Consider the following 18,847-nt stretch of genomic DNA (forward strand, 5'->3'; position numbering starts at 1 on the left):
TTCAGTTGGCCATGTTATTGAATAGCACGCTGATTTTTATAAAAATGACGGAGACAAATACAGTGTTAACACTGACACATGAACATCAGGGGGAACCTGTCGCCTGGTATGCGCTGGTGAACTATTTTCCTGACAGTCATCGTCTGGTTTATCAGGCGATTGACGGCCATCAGGTTGAACCTATTTATCTCAACACCGCACTGGAAAAAATACAGGATGAAAGTCCATTATTAATCCCGTTGAAATACTCAGGAAACGACCCATTAACAGAGAAACTTCCCTCACAACAAACGCTATATTTTTCGGCACCGGCTGACCTTCCTTTTGAAACGCTTGCAGAGCAACTTCGCTGGCGAATGTTGATTGGTTACCACGGCGAACGAAAAGGCGTGTTTCATTATTACCATCCGGAAATTGCCAGCTACTTCTTCACTGATTCAACGACCCGCAGTACCAGTGCCTGGCTGGGCGCATTTTATTCGATCGGTTTTTATTCTCAAAAATACAGCGAACAACAGCAATGGCGGGAAGTTGGTGACTACACCAGCACACCAGACTTAAGTTTGTGGATGCTGCTGCCGGATCAGGAACAAGCCCTTTATCTGATGAATGAAGAACGGGAAGTCAAAGACTGGGCAGAAGAGAGAAAAATTCAATCCATTCACTGGTCAGCACAACGGGAAGTGAATGCGTTTAGCGAAGATCACAACATACAGGACGACATACTCATAGTACGTTTACGTGAGCTGGCACAACAAAACGGACAGCTGCCGCAGGTTGCCACAACAGACCAAACCTTTTTCTCTCACTTGTCTGCAGAAGAAAAAATAATCCATCTGGAACAAATTGTTTTAAGGAGAGCTCATCATGGGTGATAAAAAAATCCATAGTGGTCATCATTGCCCACCCCACTTTTCCATTGAAGTCACTGGCACCGAGCACGCATCAGAACTTGATTTCCTTTTTTACGATTTATCTGATTATGACGAGAAAAAACCATTAGAACAAAAGAAAAAACACATTCAGGGTTTTCATCAAAGTTTGATCTATCAATGGGATTGGTCGGAGGAAACTGAAAAGAGAAATGTGTGGCTGGGGATCAAACAACCCGGAAGCACTATACCAATTCGGGTACCATTATTTACCAATGTAGACGCATATAAACCAGGTGAAAACAAATTTCAGGATTATCTAATTCAATCCATCATTCCACTCACGTTGCTACCAACACTTAACCGCTTCCCTACCGGCGAAAGAATGGCTCCGCTAAGAGATGGTTTCATCTATATTACACTTAACAACAAATTCTGGAGAGAAATAAAAGTTACAACCAAACAAGAAGAAATGGATGACGGTACGTTGCGAGTTTCTCCCTGTTTCCAGGATATTAATTTATTTAAATACCGCGGAAATCGTACTAATGAGAATTTTAAAACTGATAAAAAAACCAACAGAAAAGCCACAGGGGCAGAACTAAAAGAAATCTGGTATCCGGTCAAACAGGCAGGAGACATAGTTGACATACGCTTTGCATATTCAGAAGTACAATGGAGTAACACCCGTCTTAACTATCTGGAAGCTCACCCCAAAGAGCTACAAGACAGAATGATTCAGCCAGGTTTTTATGACAATCCCAAAATGGATATACATATTTCTACGTTGAAACCAGCAAGACACCGCGAGCCAGAAACAGAAATGATACTGGGAAACCCAGGTTTTTTTTGTCACGACATCACTGGTACCTTATTATCTCAAAATTATGAAACCCTAAAAAAACAAATAAGAAATTGTCGTGACAAACCTGCTGATGCACTCAACAGCCTTTCCTTAACACCCAGAACCGATGATTACTACTACGATTTAATTTTGGCTGAAAACGCATTAAGTGAACTTGTATATGATTCAGAACGTAAAATAAAAGGAGATAAAGCTCAGAAACCAATTATTCCATCATGGGAAAGAGAATCTGTCGACGATTTTTTTAAAGATGGAAGAACAAGAAATCTTCGGGGGATTTTTCTGAAAGACCCTATATTCTCTCTCCGACATAAGAGCTATCTGATAAAAGGTGCAGTAAGTTATATAGGAACAATATTAAAAGATGCTGAGCTTCAGCCATATTATAATAGTGCGGAGCTGGTTCAGCATTTTTTAATGCCACCAAAATGGGGAAATAAGAAAAATCCTTATCATAAAGCAACAAAAGCAAAGCAATTTAACACTTCAGATGGCGGGAAATTTCAGCGCACTCTGAGAACAATAGAGCGCAGAGTATGTAAAAAAAAGGTTCTTGACCTTCAGGAATTGTTATGTGAGGAATTAGAAAGTAATGAGCTGATTCATGCTTTAAAAGATATAACAACGCTCGACGACTTTAATGCAACTGCGGTTTATCCGATCATTGGAAATGTTCTCAGTTCATTAAAAATCCATATGGAAAAAATTGACACTCTTGCTCTGCATGAAAGTATAGATCTCCCTCACCCTTTTCTGGACAATCTTATCCACTTATTAAATAATGACCGACAACATCCTTTGCACGAAATTTTATTTCCGGAGAATGGAAAAATAACTTTGGAAGACGATTACGTCGCACCTACCTTTTGTAATAATGGTTCAGGTTTGTGTACACCAGAATCTATTGCCCGATGGTCCGATGAAACCATGTTAATCAAACAAGAGGAAATTAATATATGGGAACTTCATGATATTTTCCCTCTGGAATCATCAGAAAATGGTGAAAACAACTTTCAAACAAAGCGTAGAGTCTCCTCTTTTCTTGGCTCAATCTTCGGAAATTTTTTTGATACACTACAAACCGTCAAAAATGCATTAGAAAATACACCAACAACAACCATTGATTTCGATTCTGTCTATGCCCCAATCCTTTGCCTGACAAAAGGCATGGGGCCCAAAACCTTTGGTAAAATCAGATACGTTGACCCAACAGGTCCAGGGGCCGAAGGCTATATCGTCGGCCTGCAAAGTAAAGGCCAAAGCTGGGGGTTTGTTCAAACATTCAATAAATATATATCCCGACGTAAAAACGGCAAAGCGATGGGAAAGGTATTTAGTCAGAAAAATAAAATACTCATCTCTTCCAACCATAAAGCAGTTAAATCCGCAGAAACAACCAGTGAAGCCGTCCTTGATTTCATTAAAAAAAATGGAAAGTCGCCAGTAAAAATGCTGATAGTTCCTAAAGAGAATAACGCATTTTTCGATTTATACGATGAGTTATCCGAAAAAGCGATTGATCGTGCAATGAAAGATATATCAAAAGAGGGAACGACCTTCAGTAACGTTTTCGAACGGTTCCGCATACCTCATTTTCTGGTCGTTATGGAAGTACTCAATCTCAATGCAAACCGCCAATATTTTTCTGATTTGCTACATGCGAACAAAGCGAACTGGTATTCAGCCTTTAATGTCACGAGTGCATTAACCGACTTTACTATAGCCACAATCAACAGTTCTAACCTCCTTTTGGGGGAAAGCTCAAGATTAGCTAAAGCCTCTGCAAAACAGTTAATAGCCTTCTCGTCCAAAAGTGGACTTGGAAAAATGCTGCAAGCGAAGGGATTAAAAACTGTATTTAGCCGTTTGCAAGTCGCAAATGCGGCAGCTGGTTTCCTAACTGCTGGAATAGCCGGATACGATTCAATGCGGTTATTCTGGAATCAGGATGACGATGCTTCCGCGGCTATGGCTGCGGTTGCTATTGGAACGGCAGTGTCAACATTTTGTACAATGCTTAGTATTAGCTCAATATTAGGTCCGATAGGTTTAATCGTTGCTATTATTGGTGGTGTTCTATATACATTTCTAAAAGATACACCAATCGAAACGTGGCTGAAGAATGGACCATTTAGTTACCCACCTACAACTCAATTTGAAAAAAAACATAATCAATATAAACACCTTCACAATAAGGATATCGCATTTCAGAGACTACTTGGTTTGCTATTAAGATTTGACGTAAAAATGTTTGAGCTCAATTATCAAAGTGACGTATCACCTGATTTGCTAAAAATAATACAAAAATCAAATATCACCCATGTTTTGTTAGTTGAATGCAATTTACTTCCTTTACTTAACCATATTAGCTTTCGGCTATACGCACGTGAGGCAATACAGGAAGAAACCACAGATACGAGTGTATATCAACCAAGTTTTGGGGGGTATATCAAAGCCAGGCATTTAATTAATATAGACAAGCACAACAGTACAATATATCCACATAAAAATATCCCGGATAAAAGCATGTTTCTGCTCCGTTTTAATAAGACGGTCCCAAAAGACAAAAGTACGGCAGCATCTTTATGGGGCCCTAAGAACATACAACATCACTATGAACCTGCATTTATTGTCAGAGCTCAAACCGTAGTTGATGATATTTGTTTTCCCGGACCATCTTTGGATGATAAAGAACCACCTCAGTCACCAGATGATAACGTGCATCCAGAATTTAATAATAAAGATAAATCACAATGGCTTTGTGTTGAAATAACAAAGCAGGAGACAACCGATGAGTTACTGCCAGACAGCGTATAACAGTAAGCAATTTATAAAACAGAATCCTCCGGAATCAGAGGGGCTGAAGAATAAATTATATAAAAGAGGCCAGATATTACCTTTTTCTCAGACAAATTGCAGCATCGCAACATCTGCAATCAGAACCCCGGATATATCGGTTATCAGGAAATCTGAAGAAACTGAACTATTTTGGACTCACGAACATTTGCAGCCTTATCATTTTACCCGCGGGGCTGGTATCTATCTCATGTTTGCAGCTTTCGCTAAGTTCGCATTACTTTTTGCTTATCCTTTCTTTTTTGTTTTGTTTACGATTGCATTTGTTTTTGGAGACTGGAAAATCAATCAGTTAATTTCATTTTTAAGTGATATCACACTTTATCTGGCTATTCCGGCTCTTATTGTTTATTCACCGATCCTTTGGATAAACCGGAAAAAACCGGAAGTAAAGCAAGAACAAGCAGCGTTGTTCTCGCGAAAGGATTATTCTCTGAACAGACAAACAGGCATGGTCACACTATATGATCGAAATAATAAGGAACTATACACATATCCATTTATCGAGTTCGATTGTGTATTAACGGCAACTCCAACGCACCAGGGACTACTGACGTACCGTTTAACATTACTCAACCGGTATAGCCCCCACGAAAAAGGTATAAATATCGGACTGCAAATTGGAATTAACGCCTCCGTCGCTGAATATCACCGGCTGTGGAATATGATTCAGCAATATATGGATACAAGTCAGCCAATGCCTGATATTCCAATACTGGAACCTTTCAGAGCACAAGATCAGACAACGGCTGAATATGATCAAAAGACAGGTCGTGCATCTCATTATTGGCGAAGTATGACAGATGAAGAATTCACAGAGAAACTGGATCAGATTGCTCAAAAACAACATATTGAAGAGCTCCCTGCATCCGGCCCCGAACTCAATATATTCACAACTTCGGCATAACCGGGAATACTCATCACAAGAGCCGCCCGGCGGCTCTTCCTTCATCCCTGCAACCAGTTCAAAACAATGCTTTAATTCATTTCCAAAAAAAATAACCCCATGTACCATAAGAAATTAACTTATTAATTACACACCCGCAGACACCTAATTAAGCACAACAAGGAACAGTTATGAAACTCGAATCGCTTGCACTGCATCACGGCTACACATCAGAAGAAACCACCAAAGCCGCGGCAGTTCCTATCTATCAAACCACCTCTTATACCTTTGATGACACTCAGCATGGTGCCGATTTGTTTGACCTAAAAGTTCCCGGCAACATCTATTCCCGGATCATGAACCCGACCAATGACGTTCTGGAGCAACGGGTGGCCGCGATGGAAGGCGGCATTGGTGCGCTGGCTGTTTCCTCCGGCATGGCGGCCATTACCTATGCGATTCAGTGTATCTGTGAAGTTGGCTCAAACATTGTCAGCACCAGCCAGCTCTATGGTGGCAGCTACAACCTGTTTGCACACACCTTCCCCAGACAAGGGATTGAAGCCCGCATGGTCTCCGCAGACGACTTTGCCGGATTTGATGCTGCGATCGACGAAAACACCCGTGCGATTTTTTGTGAATCGATTGGCAACCCGGCCGGTAATATCGTGGATATCGAGTCTCTGGCTGCGATTGCCGACAAACACGGCGTGCCGCTGATCGTCGACAACACCGTTGCCACGCCAGTGCTGTGCCGCCCGATTGAACTCGGTGCACATATCGTGGTGCACTCCCTGACCAAATATATCGGCGGCCACGGCACCACCATCGGCGGCATGATCGTCGACTCGGGTAAATTCGACTGGGTCGCGAACAAAAAACGCTTCCCGATGATGAACGAACCAGATCCGTCTTATCATGATGTGGTTTACACCGAAGCTATGGGTGAAGCCGCTTATATTGGCCGCTGCCGGGTGATTCCATTACGTAATACCGGCGCAGCACTGGCACCGCACAGTGCTTTTCTGCTGTTGCAGGGGCTGGAAACCCTGTGCCTGCGGATGGAACGTCACTGTGAGAATACAGAAAAGCTTGCAGCCTTCCTTCAGGATCACCCCAAGGTGAATTGGGTCAACTATGCTGCCCTGCCCGACAGCCCGTATAACGTGGTTTGCCAGCGGATTACCGGCGGCAAAGCTTCCGGTGTTTTAAGCTTTGGTATCAAAGGTGGCCTTGAAGCCGGGGCACAGTTTATCGATGCGTTGCAAATGGTACTGCGACTGGTCAATATCGGGGATGCCAAGTCTCTCGCCTGCCACCCGGCCAGCACCACACACCGCCAGCTCAACGACGAAGAACTCGCCAAAGCTGGTGTCAGCCGCGACCTGATCCGCATTTCAGTCGGCATAGAAAATATCGATGACATCATTGCCGACATCAGTCAGGCACTCGACAGCGTCACTGTTTGAGTTTGAAAGTTATCATCGGGGAAGTCATTCCACAAACCGCTCAAGACATCCCTGTTCGCTTAGACAAGGGCATCCATGCCCTTGTATGTTTGTTCCACGAAATCCCCGATGATAAGCCAAATCAATAACCTCAGGAGAATCCATGATTCATCTCACCCAGGAAACAAACAATATCAAAGTTGAACTCAAAGCACTCACAGTCGGGAATGACCTGAATGTCACGATCTGTGGCGGCGATCAACCCCACATCGGCGCGGTTGCTGTCGCACTCCCCAGAGCCAGCCTGCTGGATGAAAACCAACGCAGTGCCAGCACCTCAGTCATCACGGTGCCCGGCCATAAAGAAGATTTAATCGCGCACCGCGCCGCCGGACAAATCACAACCGCAACCGGCCATGTCACCACAGTGACCTGCGGTGTTCACCTCGATGATGCCTCTCTGCCGCAAATTCAACAGATTGATCAGATGATTGGGCAACTCACCACTGAATTAATTGAGCGCATCACCCGTCAGAACTAAGACTTTAATCCTTCGACTCAGCCGGATAGGTCATTTGATGCAACAATGAGGTCAGTCGCTGCTGGTCTGACTCTCTCAACCGGGATAAAAAGAATTGATCAACCTTCTGTGCAAGCGGAGTGGCGACAGAGAGAACTCTCTTCCCTTCCTGTGTCAGATAAACGAACCGACGCCTCTTATCCGCTGACTGCTGACGCCGCTCAATTAAACCCCGCTTTTCCAGCCGGGCTAATAATTCAGCCAGTGTCGCTTTCGTGCTGATAGCTGCTTGCGTCAACCTGACCTGCTCAATACCAGGCTGTTCCGCAACTGCACTTAACACCGAGTATTGGGGTTTGGTCAGTTCAGGCAACGACTGCTTCCAGAGCGCCGTATGTTCTTGAAACACTTTTCTCATCAAATGAAAGGGAATCAGGTCTAACCCGTCCATATTTTTTCCACCTCAATTTTTTCCGGCGCCACCTTAGCACATATTCTCTGTTCTGAATCAATAACTTCACAACAAATAAAGTGTCTGGTTGCTTATCAAAGCATATCAGTTTAGTTTAATTGTAGTTCGTGTACGAACAATAATTTAAACTGTTTGCAGGAGAAACTGAATGGCATTTGATGATTTACGTGGTTTTCTGGGTGCACTTGATGCACACGGGCAACTATTGCGAATTCAGGAGCGGGTACAGGCAGAGCCAGACTTAGCCGCAGCGGCGAATGCTGCCGGGCGAATCGGAGAAGGCTCACCGGCACTTTGGTTTGATAACATCGAAGGATTTAACGATGCCCGGGTAGCAATGAATACCATTGGCTCATGGCAAAATCATGCGATTTCAATCGGTCTGCCACCCAATACACCGGTAAAAACTCAGGTCGCTGAATTCATCCGCCGCTGGGATCATTTTCCGGTCACACCTGAGCGACGGGACAACCCGCCATGGGCTGAAAATCAGGTCGATGGGGATGCCATCAATCTGTTCGACCTCCTGCCGTTATTCCGCTTAAATGATGGTGATGGCGGCTTCTATCTCGATAAAGCCTGCGTTGTCTCCCGCGATCCAACTGACCCGGATGATTTCGGTAAGCAAAACGTCGGGATTTACCGGATGGAAGTGAAGGGAAAACGCAAACTTGGCTTACAACCGGTGCCAATGCACGACATTGCAATCCACCTGCGCAAAGCGGAAGAGCGCGGAGAGGATTTACCGATTGTGATCACGCTGGGCAACGATCCCATCATCACCCTGATGGGGGCGACACCGCTCAAATACGATCAGTCGGAATACGAAATGGCCGGGGCATTGCGCGAGTCGCCCTACCCGATTGCCACCGCACCACTGACCGGATTCGATGTACCGTGGGGCTCAGAAGTGATTCTCGAAGGTGTGATTGAAGGCAGAAAACGGGAAATCGAAGGGCCGTTTGGTGAGTTTACCGGTCACTACTCCGGCGGGCGGAATATGACTGTGGTCCGGATTGATAAAGTCAGTTATCGCAACAATCTCATCTACGAATCTTTATATCTGGGCATGCCGTGGACTGAAATCGACTACCTGATCGGCCCGGCAACCTGTGTGCCTTTGTATCAACAGCTGAAAGCTGAATTCCCTGAAGTTCAGGCCGTCAATGCCATGTACACCCACGGCTTACTGGCGATCATCTCCACCAAAAAACGTTACGGTGGCTTTGCCCGTGCCGTTGGTTTACGGGCGATGACAACCCCGCACGGGCTGGGCTACGTCAAAATGGCGATCATGGTTGATGAAGATGTCGACCCATTCGACTTACAACAGGTGATGTGGGCACTGTCTTCCAAGGTCAATCCGGCGGGTGACCTGGTGCAACTTCCAAATATGTCAGTACTGGAACTTGATCCGGGTTCTTCCCCGGCCGGGATTACCGACAAGCTGGTGATTGATGCCACAACGCCGGTTGCTCCGGATAACCGCGGGCATTACAGCCAGCCGGTGAAAGATCTGCCGGAAACCAAAGCCTGGGTGAACCGCCTGACAACGTTGATTGCACAACACAAGGAGAATGACTGATGATTTGCCCAAGATGTGGCCATGCGCATATAGAACTGCTGGCAAAATCACCGGTTCCGGACGTCTGGACCGTGCACCAGTGCCAGCTGTGCCTTTACACCTGGCGCTCCACTGAACCGCTGCGCCGGACCAGCCGCGAACATTACCCGGAAGCGTTTAAAATCACTCAGGCAGATATGGATAATGCCCCGGAAGTCCCGCGTGTTCCGCCACTGCTTAGTGAGAGTGATATTTAACCTGAAGATATAACGCGCCTCACAGACTCAAACAATCTGAAGAAACCTGATCTCAGACTGTTTGAGTCTCTTTAACTCTTCCTCCTCTCCGGAAAACCTCAGATAAATGAGATCTGCATCAATAAAAATTGAACCTGCCTCACATTCCACAGACTAACTGAATACAACTCTTCCATCACTGAGGTGCGTTTATGGATCAAAATACCCAACAACTGATTGATAATCTGTTCAACCGGATCCAGCAAGCTGAAAAGCAAGGCGGCAGCCGGGATCAGGAAGCACAGAGCCTGATTGACAAACATCTCATTCAACAACCTTCTGCGCCCTATTACATGGCCCAGACGATGGTGATGCAGGAAGCAACCATGAAACAACTTCATGCCCGCGTTGAAGCGTTGGAGCAACAGATCCGGCAGGCACAAAACCAACCGCGTGGCGGATTTCTCTCTGGCTTGTTTGGCGGGAACCGCAACCATGCGCAACCCTCTGGTTTTCAGAACACGAATACCCATCAGCCACAAGGCAACCCGCAACAGCCAGGTTATGGCAGACAACCGAATCAGGGGCAGCAACCATACGGACAAGCCCAATACGGCCAGCCGGGCGGATTTAGCCGGGGCAACAGCTTTCTTGGCGGTGCGCTGCAAACCGCAGCAGGTGTTGCCGGCGGTGTAGTGCTGGGCAACCTGATGATGGATATGTTCAGCCACCATCACCCGCAGGAAGTCGTCAATATTATCAATGAAGACCCATCACAGGCGATGGATAACGGCTTTACCGATCAAAGTGACTTCGGGCAGAACACCAGTGATCAATTTGCTGATGGTGGCACCAATAATGATTTTCAGGATACATCTTTTGACAATACAGAGATGAATGATGCTGATTTTGCGAACCCGGGCTTTGATAACGGAGCTGTCGATAACAGCGGTTTTGCTGATAATTCCGGTTTCTTCGATAACAGTGATTTCGGCGGTTTCAATGACGGAGGCTTTGATGGAGGAGGTTTCGACGACTTCGGCGGAGGTTTCGATGACTTTACTTAGGGCCTGATTAACCTGCTCAATCTGAAGAAAAGTGCCACCGGCACTTTTCTTTTTGATCACTATACCCAAACAACCTGAAGATGCAGGGTATAAAATTACTTTTCAATAAAACAAGTTACCCATTCAGTCCGGCCAGACGGGATTGGGGATAACGCGCTCCGGCCACCTGATCCGGAGCAAAAATCCCGCGCAGTACTGTCAGCTCTTCCCCCGTCAGCTCAACCTGCGAACTCTGCCAGTTCTCCAGCAGATACTTCTCCCGCCGGGTGCCGGGAATGATATAAACATGCGACGACTGATGCAGCACCCACGCCAGAGCGACCTGCGCCAGGGTACATTGCTTTTGTGCTGCCAGTGCAGTCAGTTGCTGCACCAACGCCAGATTATGCTGTAAATTTTCACCACTGAAGCGGGGAAAGCCGCCACGAATATCATCCGGTTGATTCAGCACATCTGCATGAATGGCCCCGCTGAGTAATCCCCGGCTCATCGGGCTGTAAGCGACAAAAGCCGTTCCGTTCGCCTGACACGCCTGTAAAATGCCCTGCTCCGGCTCTCTGGAAAGTAATGAATACTCGGACTGTACCGCAGCCACCGGGTGAACCTGCTGTGCCCGCTGATAGGTTTCAACCGACACCTCACTCAGCCCGATACTTTTTATCAGCCCTTCCCGTTTCAGCGCCGCCAGTGCAGCCATGGTCTCTTCGATTGGTGTCGAGTTATCACGACGGTGCACATAATATAAGTCAACATAGTCCAGCTTCAGCCGGGCCAGGCTTTTCTCCAAAGCCTCCCGGACATAAGCCGGGCTGCCATCGACCTGACGGGCTGATTTGCCGCTGTGATCATCTTTGATGCCAAATTTAGTCGCAATAAACAGCTGCTGACGATTCTGGCGTTGCAAAAACTCCCCCAGCAGAGTCTCATTATGCCCCTGCCCATACATATCGGCGGTATCAAAATAGCGATAACCCAGTGCAACTGCTTTTTCCAGTAATTGCAGGTTTTGCTGATCATCACCCGGCCCGTAAAATTCACTCATGCCCATACAACCCAGACCAACGCGAGGCACATCGTGGCCTGATTGGGTGTGAAAACAATTATCGTTTGATGGTTTCATGCTGATTCCCTGTTCTTTTTTCGTGTAAAAATGAAAACAGGGTTAATCTAAACCTCTGCCCGTGCGGGCTCATTAACCTGGTTTAAAATCAGCAAAAAATACGCATGCCCCAGCAGCCTGAAGCTGCATGATTCAGGCATCTTTCAGTTTTCTTTTCACTCTGGACAACGCCACATTGGTGATTCCAAGGTAAGAAGCCAGATGATAATCAGGAATACGTTCAATCATCGGCCCCAACTGTTCACACAAGCTGAGATATTTTTTCTCCGCATCATGAACGAGAAACTCATATTCGCGGAGAAATTTTTCATCAGCAAACTGCTCCAGATACGGCAGAGCAAAGCGCTCCCACAAACCTTCACTGACAAGCTGCGCCTGAAAATCCGCAAATGACATCTGCCAAAACAGGCAAGGAGTGAGACATTCAATGGTGAACAGCGAGGGTTGTGTCCGGGCTGCCGGTGCTTTGGGCCATACCAGATCACCTTCTTTATAAAACCCTTTATTGAATTCCTTCCCGTCCGCCGTAGCGTAATAAAAACGCATGATCCCGCTGCTGATAAAAAAGGCTGTATCCCAAAGCTGACCTTGTGAAACCATCCGGATGCCTTTCTCCATCGTCCGACAGTGAAATGATTGGGCCAGTTGCGTGGCTATAGGCTGGCTCAATGCCGGATGTGATGCCAGAAATTCAATAAGCACTGGCTTTTGTTCAATCATCTGCGGTTCGGAACCACTCACGACGCTATTGCTCATCCTGTTTTTCTCCTGTTTACCGCTATCCCGAAACTCAGCCGGAGTAAAAATCCGCCTTCTTAGAAGGCGGCTTTGGTTTACAGCCCCCTGAAAGGGAGCATTCTCGCGCTGTTAGTTCATCTTCAACTCTAACTGCGCCTCGTATTCTTGATCTTTCTTATCTTGGTGTCTGACGTAACGTCTGATGATTTCTTCATTTACGCCAACCGTATCGACAAAGTAACCTCTTGCCCAAAAATGATTTCCCCAGAGCTTCTTTCTTATATGCGGGAATTTGTTAAACAACCGGATTGCCGAACGTCCTTTCAACATCCCCATCAACGTTGAGATAGACACTTTTGGTGGAACTATCACAACCAGATGAACATGATCTTGCTGAACATTTAGTTCCAAGACCTCGCAATCTTTCATATTGCATAAAATATAGATTGAGCGATAAAGCTCCTTACCTACGTTACCTTTCAGGATCTTGAATCTGTATTTCGGCGTCCAAACTATATGGTATTTACAACGCCAATAGACATGTGATGAACTTCTATAGTCGCCCATGTTTTTTGTTTCCTCTTACTTGTGGTGAATAAGAGGTTTACTTCTAACATGGGCATTTCTTCGGGCAATAGCCCCAAGGTTCAATCACCACCGCCCAAGGCGGTGGTTTAGGGATGACAATAAAAAACTTGTCCGTCAGCAACTGCACCATTATTCTACACCCACCGTGTAACAGAGAAGAAAAGGAGATCCGATATGTTTTTGTGGCGTGTAATTAACGCACAATACTTTGGTATAGAAAACCGCTCAGGAATCTGTGACATCGCGCTGCGATAATCTCAGCTTGAGCGGACTTATACACATCGATACAAAGTAAAGCCATTCAGGCTCAGGATTATTGCCAGCATCTGCTAAGGCAAGGCGTATCTACGCGACAAATTCTTGAGTTTTTAATGATGAATACTTATTTAACTGCACAATCCCTGACGGTTTCTCTGGCTTCCGTTCCACTCTTTCAAGACATCACCTTCACCCTGAATCAAGGCGACCGCATCGGTCTGATCGGCCATAACGGCTGTGGTAAAAGTACCCTAATGAAAATCCTCACTGGCAGGCTGGATGACTTTTCAGGTCAGGTCACCAAAGCACACGCCTGTAATCTTGCCTATGTGGAACAATCGCTGCCGGTTGAAGTTGCACAGCGCACGCTGCGAGATGCACTGGCTGAGCGGGTAGATGAGGCGGAATCATGGCGGGCAGAGCTGATGCTCAGTGAGCTTGGTTTTGATGATAGTGACTGGCAATTACCGGTTTCCGCCCTGAGCGGCGGCCAGCATATGCGTTTGCTGCTGGCACGGGCGGTGATTACAGAGCCTGACTTACTGCTGCTGGACGAGCCAAGCAACCACCTTGATCTGCCGTCTCTGCTGTGGCTGGAGCAGTTTCTGCGCCAGTGGCGGGGCTCATTTGTCCTGGTCTCGCACGATCAAACGCTGCTGGACAATGTCACCGGCAAAACCTGGATTATGCGCGACCAGACCCTGCATAGTTTCGACCTGCCATGCAGTGCGGCCCGGACGGCTCTGACTGAGCGGGATGAAACCGACAGGCTGCGTCACCAGGCAGAACAGAAAGAAATCGATCGCATCGATCGCAGTGCTAAACGGCTGGCAGAATGGGGCAAAGTCTACGATAACGAAGATTTAGCCCGGAAAGCGAAAACCATGCAGGCGCGTAAAGCCCGGCTGGAAGAAGCGCAAACTTCGCTGAACCAGGGCGCACCATGGCGTTTGATGCTCAGTGGTGTTGCACTTCCTGCAAATCGTTTACTGGAAGTCGGTCAGCTTCGTGTCAGCCCGCCGGATTCTCAGCGGGTTCTGTTTGAGACCCTGCATCAGCAGGTGAAAAGCGGTGATCGGGTGGCGATTCTTGGCGCAAACGGCAGTGGTAAATCAACCCTGCTCACCTGCCTGTTTGACTGTTATCAGGCCGGGCAAACTGATCATGTCAACAACACCATCCGTTTCCATCCACAGTGCCGGCTGGGTTATTACGATCAGTCGCAGGCGCAGCTGAATGATGCAGACAGTTTATCTGATGCGTTGATTCCGTTCGCGCCGGTCGGTGACGATATCCGTAAGCAGGCTTTAATCAGTGCGGGGTTCAGCTACAACCGGCACCAGCAAACCGTCGCCGGTTTGAGTGGCGGCGAACGGGCCAGGCTGTTATTTATCGGCCTGACTCTGGCGAGCTTCCACTTGCTGTTTCTTGATGAGCCAACCAACCATCTGGATCTGGAAGGAAAAGAAGAGCTGATTGAAACCCTCAATCAGTATGAGGGCGGCGCGCTGATAGTCAGCCATGATCGCAGCCTGATTGAGCAGGCGTGCAACCGGTTCTGGCTGATTCAGGATGGTCAGCTGGAAGAACATCATGATCCGGCAGTCATCTATGAACAGATGGCGGGTGCCGGTTCCTCAGTACAGCCAGTCAACACCGGTGCTAAGCCGGTTTCATCTGCCGGATCTGACTTGCCGGATGAGGATGCCATGTTATCCCGTCTGGTTGAGCTGGAATCGCTGCTTGAAGCTGATCTGGCGCGCAAGCCGAAGCGTCAGAAACCCGCTTTGCAGCAGCAATGGCGGGATGAAATTGAAGCGATTAGTGCGCATTTATAGCATTTAGGGAACAGGTATCTATATAGCGACTTCTGGCCCGGTTTTACACCGGGCCTTCTTTATTCAAATCATTGTTTATCACCTGATTTTGTATCATTTTTAACCCGATCACACCCCTGAAAATTCCTGCCCTTCATTTTTGTTTATTTCCGTTTATCTGCTTTTTGTTTGAATTCTGTCCGTTCAGAATCGGGCTGAATTCCTATGATAGCGCCAGAGATAAGGATTGAGCGATGTACAGAGAAACCCGCAGAGAACAAATTATTCAGCTGCTGCGTAAACAGGGGCAATCCAGTGTTGTGTATCTGGCTGAAATGTTTCAGGTGACCAAAGAGACCATCCGGTCCGATCTGGCTTTTCTGCAAAAGGCCGGGTTGATTGTCCGCCATCACGGTGGCGCTTCCCTGAAGAAGCATCTCATGCAGACAGAACTCATCCAGCACGACGATCTGAATATCAGTCTGCTGATGAAATCACATCCTTATCAAACACGTTCATTTCATCATCATCAGGTAAATCAACAGCGTATGGCAGGAAAAGTTTGTGTATTCGGTTCATTTAACGTCGACATCGTCGCCAAAGTTGAGCGTTTCCCGAAAAACGGTGAGACGCTGATAGCCAGAGAAACCACCTTTGGCCCCGGCGGTAAAGGCGCCAATCAGGCACTGGCGGTCCATAGTGCCGGTGCGCAGGTGCACTTCGCGACCAAAGTCGGCAAAGATCAGTTCAATGCATTTGCCCGCAATCACCTTGAATCCAGCGGGATGAATTCATTCACCCTGTATGAATCCGACCGGTGCACCACCGGCAGTGCGGTGATTTATGTCAATGATGAAGGTGAAAACATGATTGCGATCAGCCCCGGCGCAAACCAGAACATTACCGAACAGGAAACCGCCGAGCTGATTCCGTATATCTCTGAGTCCGATGTGCTGCTGGTTCAGCTGGAAAATAACTTCGATGCGATTGACCGGGTGCTGCAACTCGCCAAAGGACTGAAAGTACAAGTCATCCTCAATCCAGCCCCGTATTCACCGGAAGTCGAACGCTTTCTGCCTTATATCGACCTGATTACCCCGAATGAAACAGAAGCTTCCCAGCTTTCCGGGATTGAGATCAGCGATATTGCTTCGGCCAAATCAGCCGCCCTCGCGATTCATGAAAAAAGTGGTAAGCACGTGCTGATTACCATGGGCGGTCAGGGTGTCGTGCTGTTTGATGGTGAAAAATATGCGCATATCCCGGCTTATTCTGCCGTACCGGTCGACACCACCGGCGCAGGCGATGCATTTAATGGCGCGCTGGCAGCCTCTCTGGCTAAAGGGAAAAATCTCACTCAGGCAGCACTGTATGCGACAGCCTTTGCTTCTCTCGCTGTAGAACGCGCCGGTGCAGCCAATATGCCGACTGAATCCATGGTGGACGCAAGAATGATCCAGCAGACCATCTCCGTCAATGCCCTATAAGGCCGGTACTTCAACCCAAAACAAGGAATCGAATGATGAAACAAATTAACGGTATCGTCCCGGTAATGCTCACCCCGTTTACACAAGACAACCGGATTGATTTTGACGGCTTAAAACGCTTGATTGACTGGTATATCGACCAGGGTGCTGATGCACTGTTTGCGGTTTGTCAGTCGAGTGAGATGCTGTTTCTCAGCCTTGAAGAACGGGTGGCGCTGTCCCGCTTTGTGGTGGATTACACCGATCAGCGGGTGCCGGTGATTTCCTCCGGACATATTTCCGATGACATCAATCAGCAGATTGAAGAACTAACAGCCATGGCGCAAACCGGCATCGACGCGCTGGTGCTGGTCACCAACCGGCTCGACCCGGCGCATACCGGGCAAGACGTCTTTATCCGCAATCTGGACACACTGATGGCAGCCTTGCCGGAATCTCTGCCATTAGGATTATATGAATGCCCGGCGCCATATCGCCGCCTGCTCAGTGATGAAGAGCTGATGTATTGCGCCCAATCCGGCCGGTTCTCCGTTCTGAAAGATGTGAGTTGCGATCTGAACACCGTAACCCGCCGGGTTCAGCTGGTCAAAGACACACCGCTGGCGATTATCAATGCTAATGCGGCAATTGCTTATGACGCGATGAAAGCCGGTTCCAAAGGCTTCAGCGGGGTCTTTACTAATTTCCATCCGGATCTGTATCACTGGTTATATCACCACGCAGAACAGCATCCGGACTTCGCGCAGCAGCTTTCTCTGTTCCTGTCACTGAGTGCGGTGACTGAAACGCTGGGCTATCCGAAAAACGCCAAAATATTCCATCAGCATCTGGGCACCTTCAGCAGCGAATACTGCCGTGCTAACCCGGATGATGTGCTGGAAAAACACTGGGGGCTTACCACGATTCTCGATCAAATTGCACAGTCAGGTGCATGGCACCGCAACCAGATAGCAACACTCAATAATAAAAAGTAAGCATTAACTTACATCCAAATAACTGAAACTACGGCAGACCTCGCTGTCACTTCGGGATGCAGAGTATCAGCCGACGATAATAACGAAGGAGTTCAACCATGAAACATACCCTACGACTGAGTATTCTTTCCGCCGCAATCATGACATCCGCTTCTGCGATGGCAGCCTGGCCGGAAAAACCGATTCAGATTATTGTGCCCTGGGGCGCAGGTGGTAATACCGATACCGTTGCCCGGCTGGTTGCTGAAGGTCTGAAAAGCAAACTGGGTGTGCCGGTGAATGTCATCAACCGCACCGGCGGCGCGGGTGTTGTCGGCCATGATGCGATGGCGAAAGCTAAACCGGACGGTTATACCCTGGGTGTGGCAACCGTCGAAATTGCCATGATGCACCATCAGGGCATGACCAAACTCGATTACCATAATTACACGCCGATCACCCGTCTCGCAGTCAATCTGGGCGGTATTCAGGTTGCAGCCAATTCGCAGTTCAACAACATCAAACAGATGACAGATTACATCAAAGCGCATCCCGGTAAGCTCAAAGCATCCGGCAGCGGCCTGAATTCCGGCTGGCACCTGAACCTGATCGGCATGCTGGACAGCATGGGAATGCCAGCCAATGCAGTCACTTTCGTGCCATCCGAGGGTTCCAGCTCAGCCCTGATGGAGCTTGTCTCCGGCGGGATTGACTTCACGACCTCTTCACCGGGCGAAGCCAGAAGTATGGTTCAGGCCGGGATGGTAAAAAATCTCGCGACCATGGCAGAAAAACCAGCCGGTTTGTACAAAGATGTGCCGGTTTTCCGCCAGGCAACCGGCTATCCGTATTCATTCTCCACCTGGAACTCACTGGTGACTCCGGCTGGTGTACCTGAGGAAGTCAGCACCAAACTGATTCAGGCGATGAAAGATGTGTTTGCTGAAGGCAAGCTGCAACAGTACGCAACCAAACAGGGTTTTGAAGTGTATCCGTTGTATGGCAAAGACATGGCTGCCTTTATGAAAGCAGAAGATGAGAAATACGGAAAACTCATCAGCAAGCTGAAGAAATAAACCGTCCCCCCGATGGCAGAACAA

General features: G+C 47.5%; 16 protein-coding genes. 12 read left to right on the forward strand and 4 right to left on the reverse strand.

Annotated elements, in window-relative coordinates; translation table 11 throughout:
* The first annotated feature begins 62 nt into the window (after positions 1 to 62).
* From OC443_RS18295 to lpdD, 5 genes are all read left to right on the forward strand, one after another.
* Entirely contained in the window at positions 63 to 875 is an 813-nt protein-coding gene (locus OC443_RS18295; RefSeq protein WP_159440366.1) for a DUF4123 domain-containing protein, read from the forward strand.
* Positions 868 to 4,554 carry a hypothetical protein gene (locus OC443_RS18300; protein WP_073585683.1) on the forward strand — a complete coding sequence of 1,229 codons (3,687 nt, stop codon included), beginning with the start codon at positions 868 to 870 and terminating at the stop codon, positions 4,552 to 4,554. Before OC443_RS18295 ends, OC443_RS18300 begins: the two co-directional genes overlap by 8 nt.
* The gene (locus OC443_RS18305; RefSeq protein ID WP_073585682.1) at positions 4,529 to 5,500 is read left to right on the forward strand and encodes a hypothetical protein; all 972 of its coding nucleotides are present in this window, start codon (positions 4,529 to 4,531) and stop codon (positions 5,498 to 5,500) included. Before OC443_RS18300 ends, OC443_RS18305 begins: the two co-directional genes overlap by 26 nt.
* Positions 5,501 to 5,670: 170 nt before the next feature.
* Positions 5,671 to 6,948, forward strand: coding sequence for an O-acetylhomoserine aminocarboxypropyltransferase/cysteine synthase family protein (locus OC443_RS18310; protein ID WP_073585681.1), 1,278 nt, complete (start codon positions 5,671 to 5,673; stop codon positions 6,946 to 6,948).
* A 142-nt stretch (positions 6,949 to 7,090) separates the two neighbouring features.
* Complete coding sequence (gene lpdD, locus OC443_RS18315) at positions 7,091 to 7,468, forward strand: prenylated flavin chaperone LpdD (RefSeq protein ID WP_073585680.1); 378 nt, start codon at positions 7,091 to 7,093, stop codon at positions 7,466 to 7,468.
* A 4-nt stretch (positions 7,469 to 7,472) separates the two neighbouring features.
* Here the strand turns inward: lpdD and OC443_RS18320 are convergent, their stop codons facing one another.
* Positions 7,473 to 7,898 carry a MarR family winged helix-turn-helix transcriptional regulator gene (locus OC443_RS18320; protein ID WP_073585679.1) on the reverse strand — a complete coding sequence of 142 codons (426 nt, stop codon included), beginning with the start codon at positions 7,896 to 7,898 and terminating at the stop codon, positions 7,473 to 7,475.
* A gap of 169 nt (positions 7,899 to 8,067) precedes the next feature.
* On the opposite strand from OC443_RS18320, the gene OC443_RS18325 reads away from it, so the two are divergent.
* The 3 genes from OC443_RS18325 to OC443_RS18335 all read left to right on the forward strand — a co-directional run bounded on the left by OC443_RS18325 (position 8,068) and on the right by OC443_RS18335 (position 10,786).
* Entirely contained in the window at positions 8,068 to 9,504 is a 1,437-nt protein-coding gene (locus tag OC443_RS18325; protein WP_073585678.1) for a non-oxidative hydroxyarylic acid decarboxylases subunit C, read from the forward strand.
* Positions 9,504 to 9,740, forward strand: a complete 237-nt coding sequence (locus tag OC443_RS18330) for a non-oxidative hydroxyarylic acid decarboxylases subunit D (RefSeq protein ID WP_073585677.1) — start codon at positions 9,504 to 9,506, stop codon at positions 9,738 to 9,740. The genes OC443_RS18325 and OC443_RS18330 overlap by 1 nt, the downstream gene beginning before the upstream one ends.
* 191 nt (positions 9,741 to 9,931) lie before the next feature.
* Positions 9,932 to 10,786 (forward strand): DUF2076 domain-containing protein, encoded by an 855-nt coding sequence (locus tag OC443_RS18335; RefSeq protein WP_073585676.1) that lies wholly within the window; start codon positions 9,932 to 9,934, stop codon positions 10,784 to 10,786.
* A gap of 115 nt (positions 10,787 to 10,901) precedes the next feature.
* Here OC443_RS18335 and OC443_RS18340 read toward each other — a convergent pair whose 3' ends face one another.
* The 3 genes from OC443_RS18340 to tnpA form a co-directional block, all read right to left on the reverse strand.
* Positions 10,902 to 11,906, reverse strand: a complete 1,005-nt coding sequence (locus tag OC443_RS18340; protein WP_073585675.1) for an aldo/keto reductase — start codon at positions 11,904 to 11,906, stop codon at positions 10,902 to 10,904.
* A gap of 132 nt (positions 11,907 to 12,038) precedes the next feature.
* Positions 12,039 to 12,662 (reverse strand): Crp/Fnr family transcriptional regulator, encoded by a 624-nt coding sequence (locus OC443_RS18345; protein WP_073585674.1) that lies wholly within the window; start codon positions 12,660 to 12,662, stop codon positions 12,039 to 12,041.
* Between the two features lie 111 nt (positions 12,663 to 12,773).
* Entirely contained in the window at positions 12,774 to 13,211 is a 438-nt protein-coding gene (gene tnpA, locus OC443_RS18350; RefSeq protein ID WP_073580231.1) for an IS200/IS605 family transposase, read from the reverse strand.
* 395 nt (positions 13,212 to 13,606) lie between these two features.
* On the opposite strand from tnpA, the gene OC443_RS18355 reads away from it, so the two are divergent.
* The 4 genes from OC443_RS18355 (at position 13,607) to OC443_RS18370 (ending at position 18,823) form a co-directional block, all read left to right on the forward strand.
* The gene (locus OC443_RS18355) at positions 13,607 to 15,328 is read left to right on the forward strand and encodes an ABC-F family ATP-binding cassette domain-containing protein (protein WP_073582192.1); all 1,722 of its coding nucleotides are present in this window, start codon (positions 13,607 to 13,609) and stop codon (positions 15,326 to 15,328) included.
* A gap of 233 nt (positions 15,329 to 15,561) precedes the next feature.
* Complete coding sequence (rbsK, locus tag OC443_RS18360; protein WP_073582180.1) at positions 15,562 to 16,794, forward strand: ribokinase; 1,233 nt, start codon at positions 15,562 to 15,564, stop codon at positions 16,792 to 16,794.
* A gap of 32 nt (positions 16,795 to 16,826) precedes the next feature.
* On the forward strand, positions 16,827 to 17,768 hold the full coding sequence (locus OC443_RS18365) for a dihydrodipicolinate synthase family protein (RefSeq protein WP_200796911.1): 942 nt from the start codon (positions 16,827 to 16,829) through the stop codon (positions 17,766 to 17,768).
* A 98-nt stretch (positions 17,769 to 17,866) separates the two neighbouring features.
* The gene (locus OC443_RS18370) at positions 17,867 to 18,823 is read left to right on the forward strand and encodes a tripartite tricarboxylate transporter substrate binding protein (protein ID WP_073582176.1); all 957 of its coding nucleotides are present in this window, start codon (positions 17,867 to 17,869) and stop codon (positions 18,821 to 18,823) included.
* Positions 18,824 to 18,847 lie beyond the last annotated feature (24 nt).

Origin of the sequence: Vibrio quintilis, from assembly GCF_024529975.1 — a bacterium.
In the GTDB taxonomy this organism is placed as follows: domain Bacteria; phylum Pseudomonadota; class Gammaproteobacteria; order Enterobacterales; family Vibrionaceae; genus Vibrio; species Vibrio quintilis.